This window comes from Streptacidiphilus sp. MAP12-33, assembly GCF_041261265.1.
Taxonomy (GTDB): domain Bacteria; phylum Actinomycetota; class Actinomycetes; order Streptomycetales; family Streptomycetaceae; genus Streptacidiphilus.
Window position 1 is genome coordinate 150345 of record NZ_JBGCCA010000002.1, and the last position, 17026, is coordinate 167370.

16 protein-coding genes are annotated in these 17026 nt (G+C 73.5%); 7 read left to right on the top strand and 9 right to left on the bottom strand.

Going from position 1 to position 17026, the window contains the following annotated elements; genetic code table 11:
* The first annotated feature begins 19 nt into the window (after positions 1-19).
* Positions 20-1831 carry an Ig-like domain-containing protein gene (locus tag ABH931_RS03465; RefSeq protein ID WP_370109728.1) on the top strand — a complete coding sequence of 604 codons (1812 nt, stop codon included), beginning with the start codon at positions 20-22 and terminating at the stop codon, positions 1829-1831.
* A 4-nt stretch (positions 1832-1835) separates the two neighbouring features.
* Here ABH931_RS03465 and ABH931_RS03470 read toward each other — a convergent pair whose 3' ends face one another.
* Positions 1836-4484: a SpoIIE family protein phosphatase gene (locus ABH931_RS03470; RefSeq protein ID WP_370109730.1), complete on the bottom strand. Its 2649-nt coding sequence runs from the start codon at positions 4482-4484 to the stop codon at positions 1836-1838.
* Positions 4485-4571: 87 nt separating this feature from the next.
* Positions 4572-5204 carry an ABATE domain-containing protein gene (locus ABH931_RS03475; protein ID WP_370109732.1) on the bottom strand — a complete coding sequence of 211 codons (633 nt, stop codon included), beginning with the start codon at positions 5202-5204 and terminating at the stop codon, positions 4572-4574.
* A 90-nt stretch (positions 5205-5294) separates the two neighbouring features.
* Here ABH931_RS03475 and ABH931_RS03480 point away from each other — a divergent pair, with 90 nt between their 5' ends.
* From ABH931_RS03480 to ABH931_RS03495, 4 genes are all read left to right on the top strand, one after another.
* Positions 5295-6071, top strand: a complete 777-nt coding sequence (locus tag ABH931_RS03480) for an MBL fold metallo-hydrolase (RefSeq protein ID WP_370109734.1) — start codon at positions 5295-5297, stop codon at positions 6069-6071.
* An 89-nt stretch (positions 6072-6160) separates the two neighbouring features.
* Positions 6161-6379, top strand: coding sequence for a zinc ribbon domain-containing protein (locus ABH931_RS03485; RefSeq protein WP_370109735.1), 219 nt, complete (start codon positions 6161-6163; stop codon positions 6377-6379).
* Between the two features lie 170 nt (positions 6380-6549).
* Complete coding sequence (locus ABH931_RS03490) at positions 6550-7056, top strand: DUF4383 domain-containing protein (protein WP_370109737.1); 507 nt, start codon at positions 6550-6552, stop codon at positions 7054-7056.
* A 49-nt stretch (positions 7057-7105) separates the two neighbouring features.
* Positions 7106-7885: a TerD family protein gene (locus ABH931_RS03495; RefSeq protein WP_370109738.1), complete on the top strand. Its 780-nt coding sequence runs from the start codon at positions 7106-7108 to the stop codon at positions 7883-7885.
* An 88-nt stretch (positions 7886-7973) separates the two neighbouring features.
* Here ABH931_RS03495 and ABH931_RS03500 read toward each other — a convergent pair whose 3' ends face one another.
* On the bottom strand, positions 7974-8657 hold the full coding sequence (locus ABH931_RS03500; RefSeq protein WP_370110049.1) for a Tellurium resistance: 684 nt from the start codon (positions 8655-8657) through the stop codon (positions 7974-7976).
* Positions 8658-8925: 268 nt separating this feature from the next.
* Between ABH931_RS03500 and ABH931_RS03505 the strand changes: the two genes are divergently transcribed.
* Together ABH931_RS03505 and ABH931_RS03510 are read left to right on the top strand one after the other, a co-directional pair.
* The gene (locus ABH931_RS03505) at positions 8926-9936 is read left to right on the top strand and encodes a DUF2637 domain-containing protein (RefSeq protein ID WP_370109740.1); all 1011 of its coding nucleotides are present in this window, start codon (positions 8926-8928) and stop codon (positions 9934-9936) included.
* 505 nt (positions 9937-10441) lie between these two features.
* Positions 10442-11659: an ROK family protein gene (locus tag ABH931_RS03510; protein WP_370109742.1), complete on the top strand. Its 1218-nt coding sequence runs from the start codon at positions 10442-10444 to the stop codon at positions 11657-11659.
* A gap of 155 nt (positions 11660-11814) precedes the next feature.
* Here the strand turns inward: ABH931_RS03510 and ABH931_RS03515 are convergent, their stop codons facing one another.
* The 6 genes from ABH931_RS03515 to ABH931_RS03540 all read right to left on the bottom strand — a co-directional run bounded on the left by ABH931_RS03515 (position 11815) and on the right by ABH931_RS03540 (position 16534).
* A complete protein-coding gene (locus ABH931_RS03515; RefSeq protein ID WP_370109743.1) occupies positions 11815-12549 on the bottom strand; it encodes a trans-aconitate 2-methyltransferase in 735 nt (244 codons plus the stop codon).
* Positions 12550-12558: 9 nt separating this feature from the next.
* A complete protein-coding gene (locus ABH931_RS03520; protein ID WP_370110052.1) occupies positions 12559-13749 on the bottom strand; it encodes a DUF475 domain-containing protein in 1191 nt (396 codons plus the stop codon).
* A gap of 60 nt (positions 13750-13809) precedes the next feature.
* On the bottom strand, positions 13810-14388 hold the full coding sequence (locus tag ABH931_RS03525; RefSeq protein ID WP_370109745.1) for a TerD family protein: 579 nt from the start codon (positions 14386-14388) through the stop codon (positions 13810-13812).
* Positions 14389-14524: 136 nt separating this feature from the next.
* Positions 14525-14983 (bottom strand): peroxiredoxin, encoded by a 459-nt coding sequence (locus ABH931_RS03530; RefSeq protein WP_370109747.1) that lies wholly within the window; start codon positions 14981-14983, stop codon positions 14525-14527.
* A 92-nt stretch (positions 14984-15075) separates the two neighbouring features.
* On the bottom strand, positions 15076-15936 hold the full coding sequence (locus ABH931_RS03535; protein ID WP_370109749.1) for a hypothetical protein: 861 nt from the start codon (positions 15934-15936) through the stop codon (positions 15076-15078).
* A 151-nt stretch (positions 15937-16087) separates the two neighbouring features.
* Positions 16088-16534: a DUF3052 domain-containing protein gene (locus tag ABH931_RS03540; RefSeq protein ID WP_370109751.1), complete on the bottom strand. Its 447-nt coding sequence runs from the start codon at positions 16532-16534 to the stop codon at positions 16088-16090.
* Between the last annotated feature and the right edge of the window lie 492 nt (positions 16535-17026).

The following is a 17026-nucleotide window of genomic DNA, read 5'->3' on the forward strand; positions in this document are numbered from 1 at the left end:
CATGCCCGGAGAGAAGAAGTTGTTCAGATCCAGAGCCGCGTCGTCGGCCGCAGTCGCCGTGCTCGTCGCCGTCGCGGCGGTGCCCCTCACCACGGCCGCCGCAACCAGCGCCGACCCGACGACCACCACCGCGACGAGCGCTACCGCGACGCCGTGCGGGACCGGGGGCCTCTTCGCCGCCGCGCCACAGCCCAGTTGCTCCTACAGCGCCGTGGGCAGCGACACCTTCACGGTCCCGGACGGTGTGACCGCCGTGACCGTCGACCTGTCCGGCGCCGAGGGCGGCAGCGCCGCCGGGTACATCGACCCGCACCCGGCGGGGCCCGGCGCGCCCGGCGGACTCGGGGGCGAGACCCGGGCGACCCTGCCGGTGACACCCGGACAGACGCTGCAGATCACCCTCGGCGCGGCCGGCGTTCCCGGCTCGTCCCGGCACGGGGAGTTCGCCCGGCCCGGTGGCCCCGGTCACGGGAGAGGGGGCGGTGGCGCGCACGGCGGTGGCGGGTCGGGCGGTGGCGGGTCGGACGTCCGGGTCGGCGCGTTCGGCGGCTCCGACCGGGTGCTGGTGGCCGGTGGTGGTGGCGGGGCCGGCAACGGCGGGCCCGAGCTGCAGGGCGGCGCCGGGGGCGGCGCGGTCGGTCTGGACGGTGGGCAGAGCGACGGCCCGCTCGGTTCCGGGCTCGCGGGCGGGGGCGCCAGCCAGACCGCGGCCGGGCACGGCAGTCCCAACACCCTGTACGGAGGCCCCGGCACCCCAGGCATCGACCTCGACCCGATCACCAGTGAGCCCGACCCGGGCAGCGGCGGTACCGGCGGCAACGGCGGAGCGGGCGGCCCGGGAGGCGGCGGCGGTGGCGGCGGCTGGCACGGCGGTGGCGGCGGATCGGGCGGCGGCAACCCGGGCTACTTCCCCGGCGCGGGCGGTGGCGGCGGCAGCAGCTACGCGGAGCCGTCGGCGACGGACGTGTCGCTGCTCCAAGGCGTCAACCACGGCAACGGCAGCGCCGTCGTCACCTTCCGGTACGGGACGTCGGTCACGCTCGCCGCGGACACCGCGACCCCGCTCTTCGGTCACCCGGTGAGCGTCACCGCCACAGTGGCTCCGGGCGCCCCCGGCGCGGGCACCCCGACCGGCTCCGTCACCTTCTCCGACGGGACCACCACCCTGGCGACCGTCCCGCTCGCCAACGGCCGGGCGACCTACACGACCGCCGAGCTCCAGCCCGGGGACCATCCCGTCACCGCCACCTACGGCGGCGACCCCGCCTTCACTCCGAGCGCCTCGGCTACGCCCGCCGATGTCACCGTCGGCTTCAGCGGGCCGTGCCTGACGCACCACGACGGCCCGCTGACGGTGGCCGCCGGTCAGTCCCTGTGCATCGCTCCCGGCGGCAGGCAGAACGGGCCGGTGCAGGTGCGGCCGGGCGGCGCGCTGGCGGTGTCGGGCGCGGAGATCGACGGACCGGTGGCGTCCGACGGCGCGCTCGCCGTCACCGTCTGCGAGTCGGTCCTCGACGCCCCGGTCTCCGTCACCGGGACCAGCGGCTTCGTCCTGCTGGGCGACGCGGAGGGAGCGGGCTGCGCGGGCGACGCCTTCCACGCCCCGCTGACACTGAACGGCAACACCGGCGGGCTGGAGGTCGGCGCCGGCACGATGTCCGCGCCTGTCGGCATCGACGGCAACAGCGGCAGCGGCCTGCTGCCCGAGGACCTCGTGCCGGAGTTCGAGGGCAACCAGGTGGCCGCGCCGCTGCGCTGCGCGGGCAACACCCCTGGCCTCCAGCTGTCGGGCAACACCCTGCACGGGCCGCACACCGGTCAGTGCAGGTAGCCGCTCACCTCTCCAGGGCCGCGAGGAGCAGCGCCACGTCGTCGGCGCGGTGGCTGTGCGGCAGGGCGTCCGCGAGCAGGCGGTCCGCGAGGTCCTCGAGGGAGGCGGTGTCCGCGTGCGCGAGGGAGGCACGCAGGCGGTCGATGCCGTGGTCGATCGGCGCCCGGGGCCGTTCGACCAGGCCGTCGGTGTAGAGGGCGAGGACCGAACCCCGGGTCAGGGTGAGGTCGGTGGCCGGGTAGGTGGCGGCGGGATCCACGCCCAGCAGGGTCCCGCCGCTCAGGTTCAGGGTCTCCGTGCGGCCGTCGGGGTGACGCAGGAGCGGGGGGAGGTGGCCGGCACGGACGCCGCAGGCCCGGCCGGAGGCGGGGTCGAACTCGATCAGGCAGCAGCTGGCCAGCAGCCCCGAGTCGAGGTCGGGCAGGAGGCGGTTGAGGTGGGCGAGGACCTCGCCCGGCGGGTGGCCGCTGGCGACGAAGGCGCGGACCGCGCTGCGTAGTTGGCCCATCAGCCCGGCCGCCGCCACGCTGTGGCCCTCGACGTCGCCGACGACCAGGCAGACGCCCCGGGCGGTGACGATCGCGTCGTACCAGTCCCCGCCGATCTCCATGCCTCGGGTGCCGGGCAGGTAGCGGGCCGCGATGCCGACGCCCGGGAGGCGCGGCAACGCGCTGGGGAGCAGGGCCTGTTGGAGGCCCCGGGCGAGCACGAACTCCGCGTCGTAGAGCCGGGCCCGCTCCAGCGCCTGGGCGATGAGGCCGCCGAGCGCGGTGAGGACGCCGCGCTCCTCGGAGGTGAACGTGTGCTGTTCGTCGAAGCCGAGGATGCAGCTGCCGACCGGACGGCCGGAGGCGATCAGCGGCAGGAACGCCCAGGCGCACATCTCGTCGAGCGGGATGCCCGGGTAGGCGGTGGCCAGCTCGTCGACGGAGGCGAAGAAGATCGGGGCGCCGCTGGTCAGCGCCTCCGCTCCCGGCAGCCGGGCGCGGATGTCGGTGCCCTCGAAGGGGTCCAGGAAGCCGTCCGGATAGCCGACCTGCAGGGCCAGGTGCAGCCGGTCCTCCTCGGCCACGTAGATCGCCAGCTCCTGGCCGCCGAACGCGGGCATGATCTGCTCCGCGACAACCTCGCACACCTCGCGCACGGACACCGCCTCGGCCAGGGCACTGGCCAACTGCAGCAGGTGGTAGAGGGCACCCGCACCCGCGCCGGGCCTGGGCGGGGTGTCCGGCCGCGCGGTGTAGGGGTCGGCGCTCTCGACCGGTGCACCGTCCCGTCCGCCCGGGTGCGACCCGGCGACGACGGTTCCCGTCATGCCGTGCGCGTCGGGATAGAGGCCGAAGACCAGCCAGCGGTCGGGCGGGCGGTGCGCGAGGAACGCGGTCGGCTGACGGGTCAGCACCGCCGCCCGGTGACGGTCCTCGTAGGCGGGGTCGGCGAGCCACGGGAGCACGTCCCACAGGCGCCGGCCGAGCAGGTCCTCACGCCGGATCGCCAGCAGCAGCTCGCTGCCGAGGTTGGCGTAGTCGACGCGTCCCTCGGGGTCGAGCGAGAACACGCCGCGGCGCAGCCGCTCCACGGCCTGGGCGGCGAACGGCGCGGTCCCGAGGTCCAGGACCGCGCCGACGAGGGCTCCGTCACGCACCTGCCCCCAGACCTGGACGGGCCGTGCCCGCTTCCCCTCCCCACCCCTGACCTGCACCCGCAACGGCGGGAACCGGCCGGTGGCGGCGGCGCGGCGCAGCGCGGTGCGGATCTTGGGAAGGTCGCCGGGGTCGATCGCGCCGAGCAGCGCCTTGGGCAGGGCGGTGTCAGGCTCGACCGTTTCGGGCTCGGCGGTGCCGGACCCGGCGGTGTCGGGCTCGGCGGTGCCAGGCTCGGCGGTACGGGACCCGGCGGCGGCGTCGGGCTCGGCGGTGCGGGACCCGGCGGTGTCGGGGTGGGCAGCAGCGTCCGAACGGGGTCCACCGGGGGCCTGCGGCAGGTCGAGGATCGCCCGGACCTCGTCGTCGACCGTCAGCGCGCGCGTCTCCAGATCGAGGCCGAAGAGCCCGAGCCGGACGGTGGGGCAGGGCGGCCAGGGCAGTTCCGCCACCACACGACGGCCCTCCACCACGCCGCCCCGCGCCGTCAGGCGGTCCAGCTCCGTGCCGAGCCTGCGCGCGGTCCGACGCAGGTGGCGGCGGGCGGCCGTCGGCACGCCGTCGGGCATGGCGGGCCACAGTGCGCACAGCACGCCGTAGGTCTCCGCGGCGCCGATCACCGGCGCGTAGGCCGACGCGAAGGCGTAGGGCAGGCCGACCAGCAGTTGCGGGAAGCGCCGCATGGTCTCCTCGGCGCCGGACAGGTGCACCGTCCGCCCGGACCGGTAGGCGACCGGCGCGGGCAGCGCCCCCTGCACGGAGATGCGCCGGAACGGCTCCAGCGCGACCACGGGGACCCCGGCGACGGTGCTGAGCACCAGGGACCTTCGATCGCGGGAGAGCAGATAGACCAGAGCCCCGTAGGCGCCGGATCCGGTGAGGGCGCGCTCCGCCGCGTCCGCCTGCAGATCGTCGCAGGCGCGCTCCGTGTCGGGCGCCGCGTCGCCGGCTCCGGCCGCTGCTACCGCCGCAGCCGCACGCTGCTGACCCTCTGGCCCACCTTGGCGCATTTCTTCTCTGTACGCCCGCCCACCCCACCTGTCAAGGCGAACCCGCAGGTCGCAGCCGCCCCTTGGGCATGTGAGCGGCGAAGCGCCTCATACCTCCGGGCGGGAGCGGCGGGCGTAGGCGCGGGCGGCGCGGGCGCGGTCGCCGCAGCGGGTGGAGCACCACTGGCGGCGGCCGTGGCGGAGCAGGTAGCGGGTGCAGGGTGGAGAGCCGCAGGCGGTGAGGCGGTCGGCGTCGGGGCCGGTGAGGAGCTCGGCGGCGTTGTCCGCGAGGGACGCGAGCGCGTGGTCGAGGATCTGCGTGGTCGGGTGGGAGGCGGCCCGGTAGGGCCCGGCGGTCTGGTCCCAGTGCAGCAGCGCGACGGCCGGCGTGCGAAGCAGCGCGTCGTTGACGGCCGCCAGGACCGCGGGTGGGACGGGCAGTCCGTCCACGCGCGCCGCGAGGAGCACCCGGATCTGTTCGCGCATCGACCGCAGCTGGGCCGCGCACAGCTCCCTGATGCCGGCGTCGGCGGGCGCGAGGCCGTGCGCGGTGAGCCACTCGTTGGCGCTCTGCGGAGTGCCGAGCAGGTCGAGGACGTGGCCGCCCGGAAGCGCGAGGGCGCTGTTGGCGAAGTCCAGTGCCAGATAGGCGTCGGCCCCCGGCGCGGGCTCCGGCACGGCCCCGGATGCGGCCTCGGGCACCGCCGCGAGCGCGGGTTCGACCAGGAGGGACTCTTCCATGGTTCTCATGGTAGCGCTTGCGTCATCCGTGAGAACACGCCTACGATCAACTCACGGATAGAACGAATCCATCCATGAGAGTGGTGTGCCATGGCTTCCTCCCACAGCGACGACCAGCAGCTCTCCGTGCGCGTGCTCGGCGGCCCGACGGCCTACTTCGACTACGGCGGCCTCCGTTTCCTCACCGATCCGACCTTCGACGAGCCCGGCGAGTACCAGAACCCGGGCCGCCCGCTGCTGACCAAGACGGCCCCCGCCGCCGCGCAGGCGGCGGAGCTCGGCCGGATCGACGTCGTCCTGCTCTCCCACGACGAGCACGCCGACAACCTCGACCGTGGCGGCCGAAGCCTGCTCGCCGAGGTCCCGCTGACGCTCACCACCACCGGCGGCGCGCAGCGCCTCGGCGGGACGGCGCAGGGCCTGGGCGACTGGGAGCAGGTCACGCTCGACCGCCCCGACAGCGGCACGGTCACCGTCACCGGCGTCCCGGCGATCCACGGCCCCGGCAAGCGGGAGGAGGTCGAGCCCTTCTCCGGGCAGGTCACCGGCTTCGTGCTGACCGGGGAGGGCCTGCCGACGGTCTACGTCAGCGGCGACAACGCCTCCCTCGACGCGGTCGGCGAGATCGCCGCCCGGTTCGCGCCGGTGGACACCGCCGTGCTGTTCGCGGGCGCGCCCCGGATCCCCGTGCTGTTCGGCGGTGAGCCGCTGGTGCTGGACAGCACGCAGGCCGCGGAGGCGGCACGGGTGCTCGACGCGCGCCGGGTCGTCACCGTCCACCACGACAGCTGGGCGCACTTCACCGAGGGACGTGACGAACTCGTCGCCGCCTTCGAGGCCGCCGGGCTGGCCGACCGCCTGGTCTGACACCCCCCGCGTCGGCCCGCCCCTCCCCCGGTATCTCGTTCCGGCGACGCCTGGCGTCGCACCGGGGGGCGGGTGAGAGGATGGGCGGCATGCCTCGCTATGACTACCGCTGCCGCACCTGCGGCGCCACGTTCGAGCTGAACCGCCCGATGTCGCAGGCCAACGCGCCGGCGGTGTGCCCCGCCGGGCACGACGACGTCGCGAAGCTGATGTCGATGGTGGCCGTCACCGGTTCCGCCTCGGCCGGTGGCGCCGCGCCGCAGGCCGGGGGCGGCGGCGGATGCTGCGGGGGCGGCTGCTGCGGCTGAGGCTGAGCCGCCGGCCGCCGGCCGCCGACAGCCCGCCGGGGAATCGCGCAGGGGAGTCACGCAGGGCCGAAACGTTGCACGTGGTCGGCGTGTTGCACGTGGTCGGGCCGGGCCGGACGATGGAAGCCGGATTGCCGTCCCGCCCACGTGCACCCCTCAGGGAGGCGGCCATGAAACTCCAGGATCACCTGCCGGTCGACCACCGGCTCGGCCAGGTCTACCGGTACAGCGCCGGTGCGGTCGGCCTGTTCCTGATCGTCTTCGGCGTCCTCGGCTTCACCAACAACGTCGGGTTCTTCTCCACCACCGGTGACCACGTCGCCGGGATGACCACCAACGGCGCCCTCAGCCTGCTCTCCGTGCTGTTCGGCGCGCTGCTCGTCGGCGGCGCCGTGGTCGGCGGGAACACCGCGTCGACGCTGAACATCGGCGTGGGCATCCTCTTCATCATCAGCGGGTTCGTGAACCTGGGGCTGATCGCCGGTCCGAACAACCTGCTCAACTTCCACATGCGGAACATCATCTTCAGCTTCGCGGTGGGGTTGGCCCTGCTGCTCTTCGGCATGTACGGACGGGTGACGCTGCACCTGCCGCACGACAACCCGTACTGGCGCAGCCGGCACCCCGACGCCGCACGCGCGAACCCGCTCCCACCGCGCGCGCTGCCGCACGGCTGAACCCGCCTCCCGGTTCCGCCGCCACGCGCACGTACGGCAGGATGAGGGCATGACCGAGGTCATGCCGAAGGGCTCGAACACACAGCTCCCCGCCGAAGTGGCGGCCGTGCGGGTGGTACTGCGCTGGCAGTTGCTGCCCGGGACGCCGGACGTGGACGTGTCGGCCCTGCTGCTGACCGCACAGGGCCGCGTCCGCGAGGACGCCGACTTCGTCTTCTACAACCAGCCCCGCCACCCCAGCGGCCTGGTCCGGCACCGGGCCAAGGCGCGCCGGCCCGGGGAGGCCAGCGACACCCTGGACGTCGACCTGGACCGGCTGCCCGGCTGGGTGGACCGGGTCGTGCTCGGCGCCAGCGTCGCGGACGGGCAGGACTTCGCCGCCGTCGGCGGACTGCAACTGCTCCTCTTCGACATCGCCGGTGGACCGGGCGCGCCCGCGCTGGCCAGGTTCGACCTGTTCGACGCCCGCCAGGCCGCCGCGCTGCTCTGCGGGGAGCTCTACCGGCGCTCGGGCGCCTGGAAGTTCCGCGCGATCGGCCACGGCTACCAGTCCGGCCTGGGCGCCCTCGCGCAGGACTTCGGCGTCACGGTGGACGAGGACGAGCCTGCGGGGACCGGGCCCGCCGAGCCTGCCGGGCCCGCGCCCGGCCCGACCCCCGTCCCAGCGACGTCAGCGGAGCCGGCGCCGGCGTCGGCTCCGGTCCAGGGCGACGTCCCCGACCTCGGCTCGGGCAGCACCGCGCCGCCGCCACCGCCCCTGGAGGAGCTGCTGCCGGAGCCGGTCGGGTTCGCGCTGCCACCGCAGGGGCCGCAGTTCGCCCGCTCGTGAGCGCGCGGGCGTGAGCGCGCGGGCGTGAGCGCGCGGGCGTGAGCGTGAGCGCTGGCGGGCAAGAACAGGACGTGCGGGACGTGCGGGATCAGGTGCCGGACGGCTTGAAGCCCCGCTGCCACTGGAGCCCCCACCCGTAGAGCCGGTCCAGCTCCGCCTGGAAGCCGTAGACGTAGCGGACCTCGCGGGTGATCACGAACTCGCCGCCCTTGTTCTCCATCAGCAGCACCGCGCACGAGCGGGCCTGGGCGGCGCGCTCCTCCAGCCGCACCTCGATGCGGGGCCCGGACGTCGGGAAGAGCGTCACCACCGCGTGGGTGCGGTCGAACGCGGGAGTGTCGTCGTAGATGTAGACGAAGATGAGCAGCCGCTTGAACTGCTCGCGCTTGTCCATGTCGATGTACATCATCTCGCCCGTCGGCGCGCCGGACCGGTCGTCGCGGCTGAGCCGGATGTACGGGGAATGGTGCAGATCACCCATGTAGGAGCCGAGCGGCTGGATGACGCCCTTGGTGCCGTCGGTCATCTCGTACAGGCAGCCGAGGTCGAGGTCGACGGCCAGCGGCTCGGTCGCGGCCTGACCGAGCGTCACCGGACGGAACGGGTTCGGGTTGAACAGGGCCTTGAACTGGTCCCGGGCGGAGCGCCGGGGCGGCTCGGCCTCACGGGCCGTCCAGTGCAGATTGACCTGCATCGTCCCCGAAAGCGCGCCTTGCTCGGTCAGCGACACCGTGCGGCGCTTGCGGTCCAAAGTGATCCGCTCGATGCCCATGTCCAGGCCGCGGTCGGCCTTCCGCAACAGGTCCAGCAGTCCGGCCATCCCCAGCGCCCCCTCAGTTCACCCAGCATGTGGACCGGTTCCCCTGCCATTTCCGTGCCCCTGCCTGCGGGTATACCCGCAGGAAAGGGACGCATGCGGCGCACCGTCGCCCTGGAGCCGGTGGCGTGCCGGGACTTGGCTCCACCCGGTCGATAACACACCTGGCTCACGCGTACGATACGGAGTCTCCTGCCACACACCCAAGCCGAGGCGCCCCCGTATGAACCTCTCCTCCATACAACTGGTCTGGCTGGTCGTCGGCTGCGCTTTCGCGCTCGTCGTCGCCGTCGTCATGAGCCTGCTGCGCACGAAGAAGCCCAAGCACGCCGCGTCCGAGGACTCCTGGGAGCGCAGCGAGGAGCGCCGCCGCCGCAAGGAGGCCATTTACGGGGGCGCCTCCTACGTGCTGCTGTTCTGCTGTGCGGCGGTCGCCGCCGCGCTGTCCTTCCACGGTCTGGTCGGCTTCGGCCGCCAGAACCTGGGCCTGGCCGGTGGCTGGGAGTACCTGGTTCCGTTCGGCCTGGACGGCGCCGCCATGTTCTGCTCGGTGCTCGCGGTGCGCGAGGCCAGCCACGGTGACGCCGCGACCGGCTCGCGCCTGCTGGTCTGGCTGTTCGCGGGTGCGTCGGCCTGGTTCAACTTCGTGCACGCGCCGCGCGGTGGCGACCACAACGGTGCCCCGCAGTTCTTCGCCGGCATGTCCCTCTCCGCGGCCGTCCTGTTCGACCGCGCGCTGAAGCAGACCCGCCGCGCCGCTCTGCGCGAGCAGGGCCTGGTGCCGCGTCCGCTGCCGCAGATCCGCATGGTCCGCTGGCTGCGCGCCCCCGTCGAGACCTACAAGGCCTGGTCGCTGATGCTGTTGGAGAACGTGCGCAGCCTGGACGAGGCGGTCGACGAGGTCCGCGAGGACAAGCGCCTGCGCGAGGCCAACGCCGCCGCGCAGCGCAGCGCGCAGCGGCGCGAGCGCGCCGAACTGAAGGCGATCGCGCGCTCCGCGCCGGTCAAGGAGCTGACGACGCTGGACGCGTCGGCGACCGCCGAGGGCGCGGGCGCCTCCGCGCTGGAGCCGGCCGCGCCGCGCGGCGTCCTCCCCCGCCGCCGCAACGCCAGCGCGCTGACCGGTGGCGCGCCGTCGGTCTCGGCGGGCCGTGAGGACGAGGAGGACTCGACGATGTCCCGCCTCGACTCGCTGGACCGCAAGCTCAAGGACCTGGAGCAGCAGTTCGGCTGAGGCCGCCGGGCCCACTCAGGCCCTCCCGCACCACCAGCACACCACCGGGCCCGCCCGGGCCGCTCCGTCGCCATGACGGGGTGCCCGGGCGGGCCTTCGGCATCCGGATACCTGCCGGGAGAGCGCCGGCCGAGGCGGCGGGACGGAACGGCACCCGGCAAGGCGGCTCCGGACGCAGGCACGGAACCCAGGCGCCGGACGCAGGCACGGAACCCAGGCGCCGGACGCAGGCGCGGAACCCAGGCTCCGGACGAGGCAGCGTCGGGCGGGACGGCACCGGGCGGGGCTGCGCCGCGCTGCGCCGGGCGAGGGGTCGGCACCGCGCGGCGCGCGGCGCGCGGTCGGCTGGCCGCCGCCGCCGGCCTGGGCCCGGGCCTGAGCCCAGGCGGGCCCTTCGGCCAAGTGGCCGGGTTCGGGCCGTTTTGGGTCCGCGCGCACGGCGACGAGCTGGGGAAATGCCCCGCGGGCCCGGTCGCGGCGCGGGCGCAGACCCTACAGTGTGACCATGCTCGCCACACCGTCCGGCCCCACCGGGGCTGCTGGGCCGAACGGCCCGTCCAAGCCGGCCACCTCCGCCACGCTGCGGGAGATCAACCTCCGTACGGTCTTCGACATGATCCGGGCTCAGGCACCGGTCTCGCGCGCCGAGGTGGCCCGCCAGACCGGCATCTCCAAGCCCACCGTCTCCGCGCTGCTGCAGGACCTGCTGGACCTGGGCCTGGTGGCCGAGACACCCCGCGGCGACGAGCGGCTCGGCCCCACCTACGGCGCGCTGTTCTTCGCCCCGCGCCCCGAGGCGGCGCACGTGCTGGCGCTCGACGTCGGCGCACGCCGCCTGCGCGGCGCTGTCGCCGATCTGGAGGGCCGCCAACTGGCGCGCGAGGACGCGGACGTGACCGGCCTCGACGCACCGACGATCGTGGCGGCGGCCACGGCGCTGGCCGACCGGCTCTGCGCGAGCGCGGACATCCCGCGCGACCGGCTCCAGCACGCCGCGATCGGCGTGCCCGGCGTGGTGGACCTGCGCGAGGGCCGGATCTGGCAGGCTCTCAACATCCCCTCGCTGGACGGCTTCCCTGCCCACGAGCGGTTCGGCGCGGCCCTCGGCTGCCCGCTGACCCTGGAGAACGACATCCACCTCGCCGCGCTCGGCGAGCAGCGGGCCGGGCGGGGCAGGGACGCGACGAGCTTCTGCTTCCTCTCCGTCGGGACCGGCGTCGGCGCCGGGCTGGTGCTGCGCGGCGAGCTGCACCGCGGCTTCGCCGGAGCGGCCGGGGAGCTGGACAACGTCTTCGACCCCGACGAGATCGACGACCGCGACCCGTGCGCGGAGGCGCTGCTGCGGCACGCGGCGACGCTCTTCCCCGCGGGGGCCGCGCCCGCCTCCACCGAGGAGCTGTTCGCGCTGGCCCGCGCGGGCGAGGCCGCGGCGGTCGCCGCGGTCGACGAGGAGGCCCGCCGGATCGTCGGTTACCTCGCCCCCGTGGCGGCGGTGGTCGACGTCGAACTCGCGGTCCTGGGCGGCGGCATCGGCCTGAACGCGGACCTGCTGCTGGAACGCGTCGCTGAACGGCTGGCCGAGCGGGTGCCGTACCCGCCCCGGGTGGAGGTCTCCGCGCTGGGCGAGGCGGCGGTCCTGAACGGCGCGATCTCGGTCGCGACGCGGGCGGCCCTCGAACAGATCCTCGCCGCCCGCTTCACGGCGGGCCACCGCCGACCGTAGGTTGCACCCAGTCCAGGAGCACGGGGAACTGGGGGAACTGCGCGAGCAACCACCGGCGTGCGGATGGCCCTGCTCGTTGAGCGACTCACCACTTTGTTGGCTTGTCGCGCAGTTCCCCGCGCCCCTCGACGTGCAACCACAGGCAGGAGCGTCAACTACCGCTTCGTCGCCACGGTGATGATGCTGCGGGAGGTGTCCGTCACCGGGCCGCCGGACCAGTCGCCGTGGCGGAGGTCCACGGTGAAGCCGGCCGCCGTGAGGAGGGCGTCCAGCTGGGCCTCGCCCAGGAAGCGGAGCGTCGCGCGGCCGACGTCGAGGACCGTGCCGTCCGGGCGGGCCGTGGTCTCGGTGAAGGTGACCCTGTCGTCCTCGACGGAGAGGACCTCGTGCCACTGGCGCAGGTCCCAGCCGCCGCCGGTGATCTCGTGGACGGTGGAGGGGATCCAGCTCTCCCACGCCCGCGCAGCGGGGTTGCGGGTCTCGAAGGCGAACCCGCCGCCAACGCGCAGCGCCCCGTGGATCGCGGCGAGCGAGACCTTCAGGTCCTCGTCGGTGACCAGGCACTGGAACGCGTTGCCGGCCATGGTCGCGAGCGCGAACTCCTCGCGCCAGCGGGACGCGTCGGAGGCGACACCCTCGACCCACTCGATGTCCGTACGCCGGCGGGCGCGCCGCAGCGAGGGGAGGTCGGGGTCGAGGCCGACCAGGCGGCCGGTGTGGCCCGCGTCGCGGGCCTGGTGGAGCATCATGCCGGTGCCGCAGCCGACGTCGAGGACGGCGTCGGCGTCGTGCACCAGTCGGTCGAAGAAGCGGTCCGAGGGGACGTTCACGCCGTCCCAGCGGTACATCTCGTCGTAGAGGGCCACAGCGTCGTCAGGAGTGAAATCCACCCCGGCACGCTAGAGGCCGATCGAGCGCGAAGCAACGGATATATGGCCGGATTCCCCGCCCTCGCCGTCGCTCTCGCCGCCACCACCGGTGATCGCGCGGCGGTTGCGCAGCTCCGAGCCGAGCAGTGCCAGGGCGATGAAGGCGACCCCGATCAGGCCGGTGACGACCTCGGGGATCGTGTACTTGATCGAGGCCATGAGGATCACGGCGAGGGCGCCGATCGCGTAGTGCGCGCCGTGCTCCAGGTAGACGTAGTCCTCCAGGGTGCCCTGACGGACCAGGTAGACGGTGAGCGAGCGGATGTAGACCGCGCCGATGCCGAGACCGAGGGCGATCTGGAAGATGTCCTGACTGATGGCGAACGCGCCGACGACGCCGTCGAAGGAGAAGGAGGCGTCGAGGATCTCCAGGTAGACGAAGAGCACGAAGGCGGCCTTGCCCGCGACCTGCACGGCGGACCTTCCGGACCGCTCCGCCGCCGACGCCGTCCCCGTCCCCGCCGACGCCGCCCCCGCCGACGCCGACGCCACGACGGGGGGCGCGTCCTCGTCCGGGACGCCGGCGGACTCGAAACGGTCCGCCAGGCCGGTCGCGACCAGGTAGGTGATCAGGCCCGCGATCCCAGCCAGGAGAACCGTCTCTGCACGGTCTCCGGCAAAGAAACGCGCGGCGAGCAGCAGCGCGACGAGCGAGATCACGATCGGCAGCCGGTCCATCCGGCCGGCCCGCTCCATGCAGCGCTCCAGCGGACTGATCCAGCGGATCTCCTTCTCCCCGCAGAGGAACTCCAGGAAGATCATCAGCAGGAAGACCGCCCCGAAGGCGGCGATGGCCGGATGCGCGGCGTCCAGGTGCTCGGCGTAGCTCTGGCCGTGGTAGGTCTTCGAGGAGTCGAGGGCCAGGTCCAGGACGGTCAGTGGGGCGATGTGCGCGGTGAGGGCGACGACCACGAGCGGGAAGACCAGCCGCATGCCGAAGACGGCGACGAGCACGCCGACAGTGAGGAAGATCCGCTGCCAGAACGGGCTCATCCGGCGCAGGACGGTCGCGTTGATGACGGCGTTGTCGAAGGAGAGCGAGACCTCCAGGACCGACAGGACCAGCACGATCCCGAAGCCGTCCGCTCCCCACAGGTACGCCGCAGCGGCCAGTCCCAGCAAGGTGATCCCGAAGGACCATCCGAAGGTGCGGAGGAACACCGCGCGCCCACCCCTTTCGCGACCGCCGTCCACCGACGCTCCGCGACTCATGACGACTTCTTACGAAACGTTCACCCCGAAGTCTAGAGCGATCCCGCGCAGTCCGGTCGCGTACCCCTGGCCGACGGCTCGGAACTTCCACTCGCCGTCGTAGCGGTAGAGCTCGCCGAAGATCACGGCGGTCTCGTCCGAGGCCTCCTCGGACAGGTCGAACCGGGCGAGCTCGGTCCCGTCGGCCTCGTTGACCACCCGGATGAAGGCGCCGCGAACCTGGCCGAAACTCTGCCTGCGGCTGTCGGCGTCGTAGATGGAGACCGGGAAGACGATCTTGTCGACCTGGGTGGGCACCAGGGCGAGCTGGACCGTGATGATCTCGTCGTCCTCGGCGCCGTTGCCGCCGCTGACGTCGTCCCCGTGGTGCTCGACCGAGCCCTCCGGGCTCTTGAGGCGGTTGTAGAAGACGAAGTACTCGTCCCCGAGGACCCGCCCGCCCGCGCAGAGCAGCGCGCTGGCATCGAGGTCGAAGGACTCCCCTGTGGTCGACCGGGCCTGCCAGCCGAGCCCGATCCGGACCGCCGTCAGATGCGGCGCCGCCTTGGAGAGTGAGACGTTACCGCCCTTGGTCAGCGTGACGCCCATGGCTGTTCCCTGCCCCTCGTGCGCGCCGATCGCCCTTTCCGGCCTCGATCGTAACGGCGCATCAGCAGTCAGCACAGGGCCCGCGGGCCCGGGCGAGCCGGGACACCGCGGGCCCTTGGCCGCGTCAGGCGGACGCTCAGATGGACTGCAGCGCCTTCAGGTACTCCTGCTGGTCGCGCGCGTCCGGCAGACCGTTGACGACGGTCCAGCGGACGATGCCCTGCTTGTCGATGACGAAGGTGCCGCGCACGGCGCAGCCCTTCTCCTCGTCGAAGACGCCGTAGGCGCGGGAGACCTCGCCGTGCGGCCAGAAGTCCGAGAGCAGCGGGTACTCCAGACCCTCCTTCTCGGAGAAGACGCGCAGCGTCGGCAGCGTGTCGTTGGAGACGGCCAGGATCTGCACGTCCTCGTTCTGGAACGACGGCAGCTCGCGCTCGAGGCTGCAGAGCTCGCCGGTGCAGACGCCGGTGAAGGCGAACGGGTAGAAGACCAGCACAACGTTCTTCTCGCCACGGAAGTCCGCGAGCGAGACGAGCTCGCCGTGCTGGTTCTTGAGCGAGAACTCGGGAGCCGGAGAACCGACCTCGATAGCCATGCGAAAACCCCTCATCGTCGTAGGCCGTGCCGAGGCCATCCTAGGCACACACGGAGCTCCCGCCCTCAGGGTGGCCGTCGCACGGAACCGTTTCAGCGGAAGCCCGGCAACCGGCCCAGCACGGAGACCGCGCCCACCGCGCGGCGCAGCAGGCTGCCGCCGGGGAGGTTGGGGACCTGGTCCACGAGGGGAGCGAGGGCCAGCAGCCCGCCGACCCGCCGGAGCCGGATCTCGCCGCGGGCGAGCATCGCCGGGACGGAGCCGGTGGAGACCAGGAGGTGGCGGGCCGCGGCCTCGACGCCGGGGAGGTCGTCGGACGGCTCGCGGCGCCGGGTGCGCCAGCCGTCCGCGTCGGCGGTGAAGACCCAGCCGAGGCCGGTCAGGCCGGTCGGGCTGGTCTCGGACGGCTCCCACAGGCCCGCCGCGGCGGGCAGCCGCTGGCGCCAGGCCAGCGCGCCGACGACGTCGACCATCGCGGCGAGGCCCGCGTCGGCGAGAGGCCGCGGGACGGAGCCGGTGACGGCCAGCACCGACTGGGCGGCCTCGTGGCCGAGGGCGTGGATCTGGGTCAGGACCGGCAGCGGGCCCAGCGGGGAGTCGACGATGCGGCGGCCCAGCTCGGGCGCGGCCAGCACCTCGTCCAACGCGGCGGCGACCCGGTCCCTGGCCTCGGCGAGCGCGGCGAGAACCTCCTCGCGCGCGGGGTCGAACGGCTTGGGGCGCCGCTCGGGCACCGGCCGCCCGTGCGCCGCGGCCATCACCGCCCCGAGCACCGGCCTCCCCGGCCACGACCCGAGCTCCGCCAGCGGCCTCAGGTCCGCGCCCGCGGCCGTGGCCTCCGCCGCGGCCAGGACCGCGTCCCAGCCGGCGAGGATGCGGGCGCGCAGAGGCTCCGGGGGCTCGTCGGCGACGCCGCGGGGCCCGTGGAGGACGGGTTGGTGATCTTCTCCCATGCCGCCATTCTGCCGCCGGGCCCACAAGCCCGGCATTTCGGCCGCCCGCCGGCCGGTTTCGCGCGAAGCGAAACGCGAGCGGGCCCGGACGGAGGGTCTCCGTCCGGGCCCGCTCCACGTCAGCTCGGGCTGGGGGTTCCCGGCAAGGGCGTCAGCGCTTGCCGGCCTTCGCGGCCTTCGGCGTGGCCAGGCGGACCGCCGACCACTCCTTGCTCACCGCGGCCGTGCTGGTCTGCGAGAGGCCCGCCGTCTGCGCGGCGTCCGCGATGTCATGGGCCTCGACGTGGCCGTCACGCCCGGTCTTCGGAGTCAGCAGCCAGACCAGGCCGCCCTCCACCAGGTACTCCTGGGCATCGACGAGGGAGTCGGTGAGATCTCCGTCTTCGCTGTCCTCGCGGAACCACATCAGCACGACGTCGGCGACGTCGTCGTAGTCCTCGTCGACGAGCTCGGTGCCGGTGAGGTCCTCGATGGACTCACGCAGGTCGTGGTCGACGTCGTCGTCGTAACCGAGCTCCTGGACCACCTGTCCGGTCTCAAGACCGAGCCGACGAGCCTGGCTGGTCTTGTCCTCCGCGGGGTCCGCGGTCGCGCTCACGGGAATTGCCTCCTATATCCGACCCTGAATCTGGAACCAGGGCTGTGCCGGTAGTCCACACGGGCGGGGCGCAGAGCGCAAGTACCCGGCAGCCGATCGGGCCCTGGTCACGGTGCGTCGCGGCGCGACACGCCGTCGGGAGTGACCGGGATCACGCCCTTTTGCCCCAGTATCTCCGCCGAGCGAGGTTCCGCGCAGCGGATTGCCCATCCCCTTACCCGCTGTAGGCGATCCTCACTCCCGGTAGGGGCCCGGGTGGTGTGACGTCTCAACAGTCGACCATGTGACCGACTAGTCCTTGACCAGGCGTAGAGTCTCCTGTTGGCCCTCCCCAGCCTGCCCACTCCACAACGTTGTGGGGAACGGTCGGGCCGCCTCGTCGTGCGACACCGCGCACCGGACGGGAACCGGGTCGATTGCCCCTAAGGGATTACTCCCAAAAGGGCGCGAATCGGTTACTCATGGGTAGAGATGACGTTTCTCCCCTTGCGG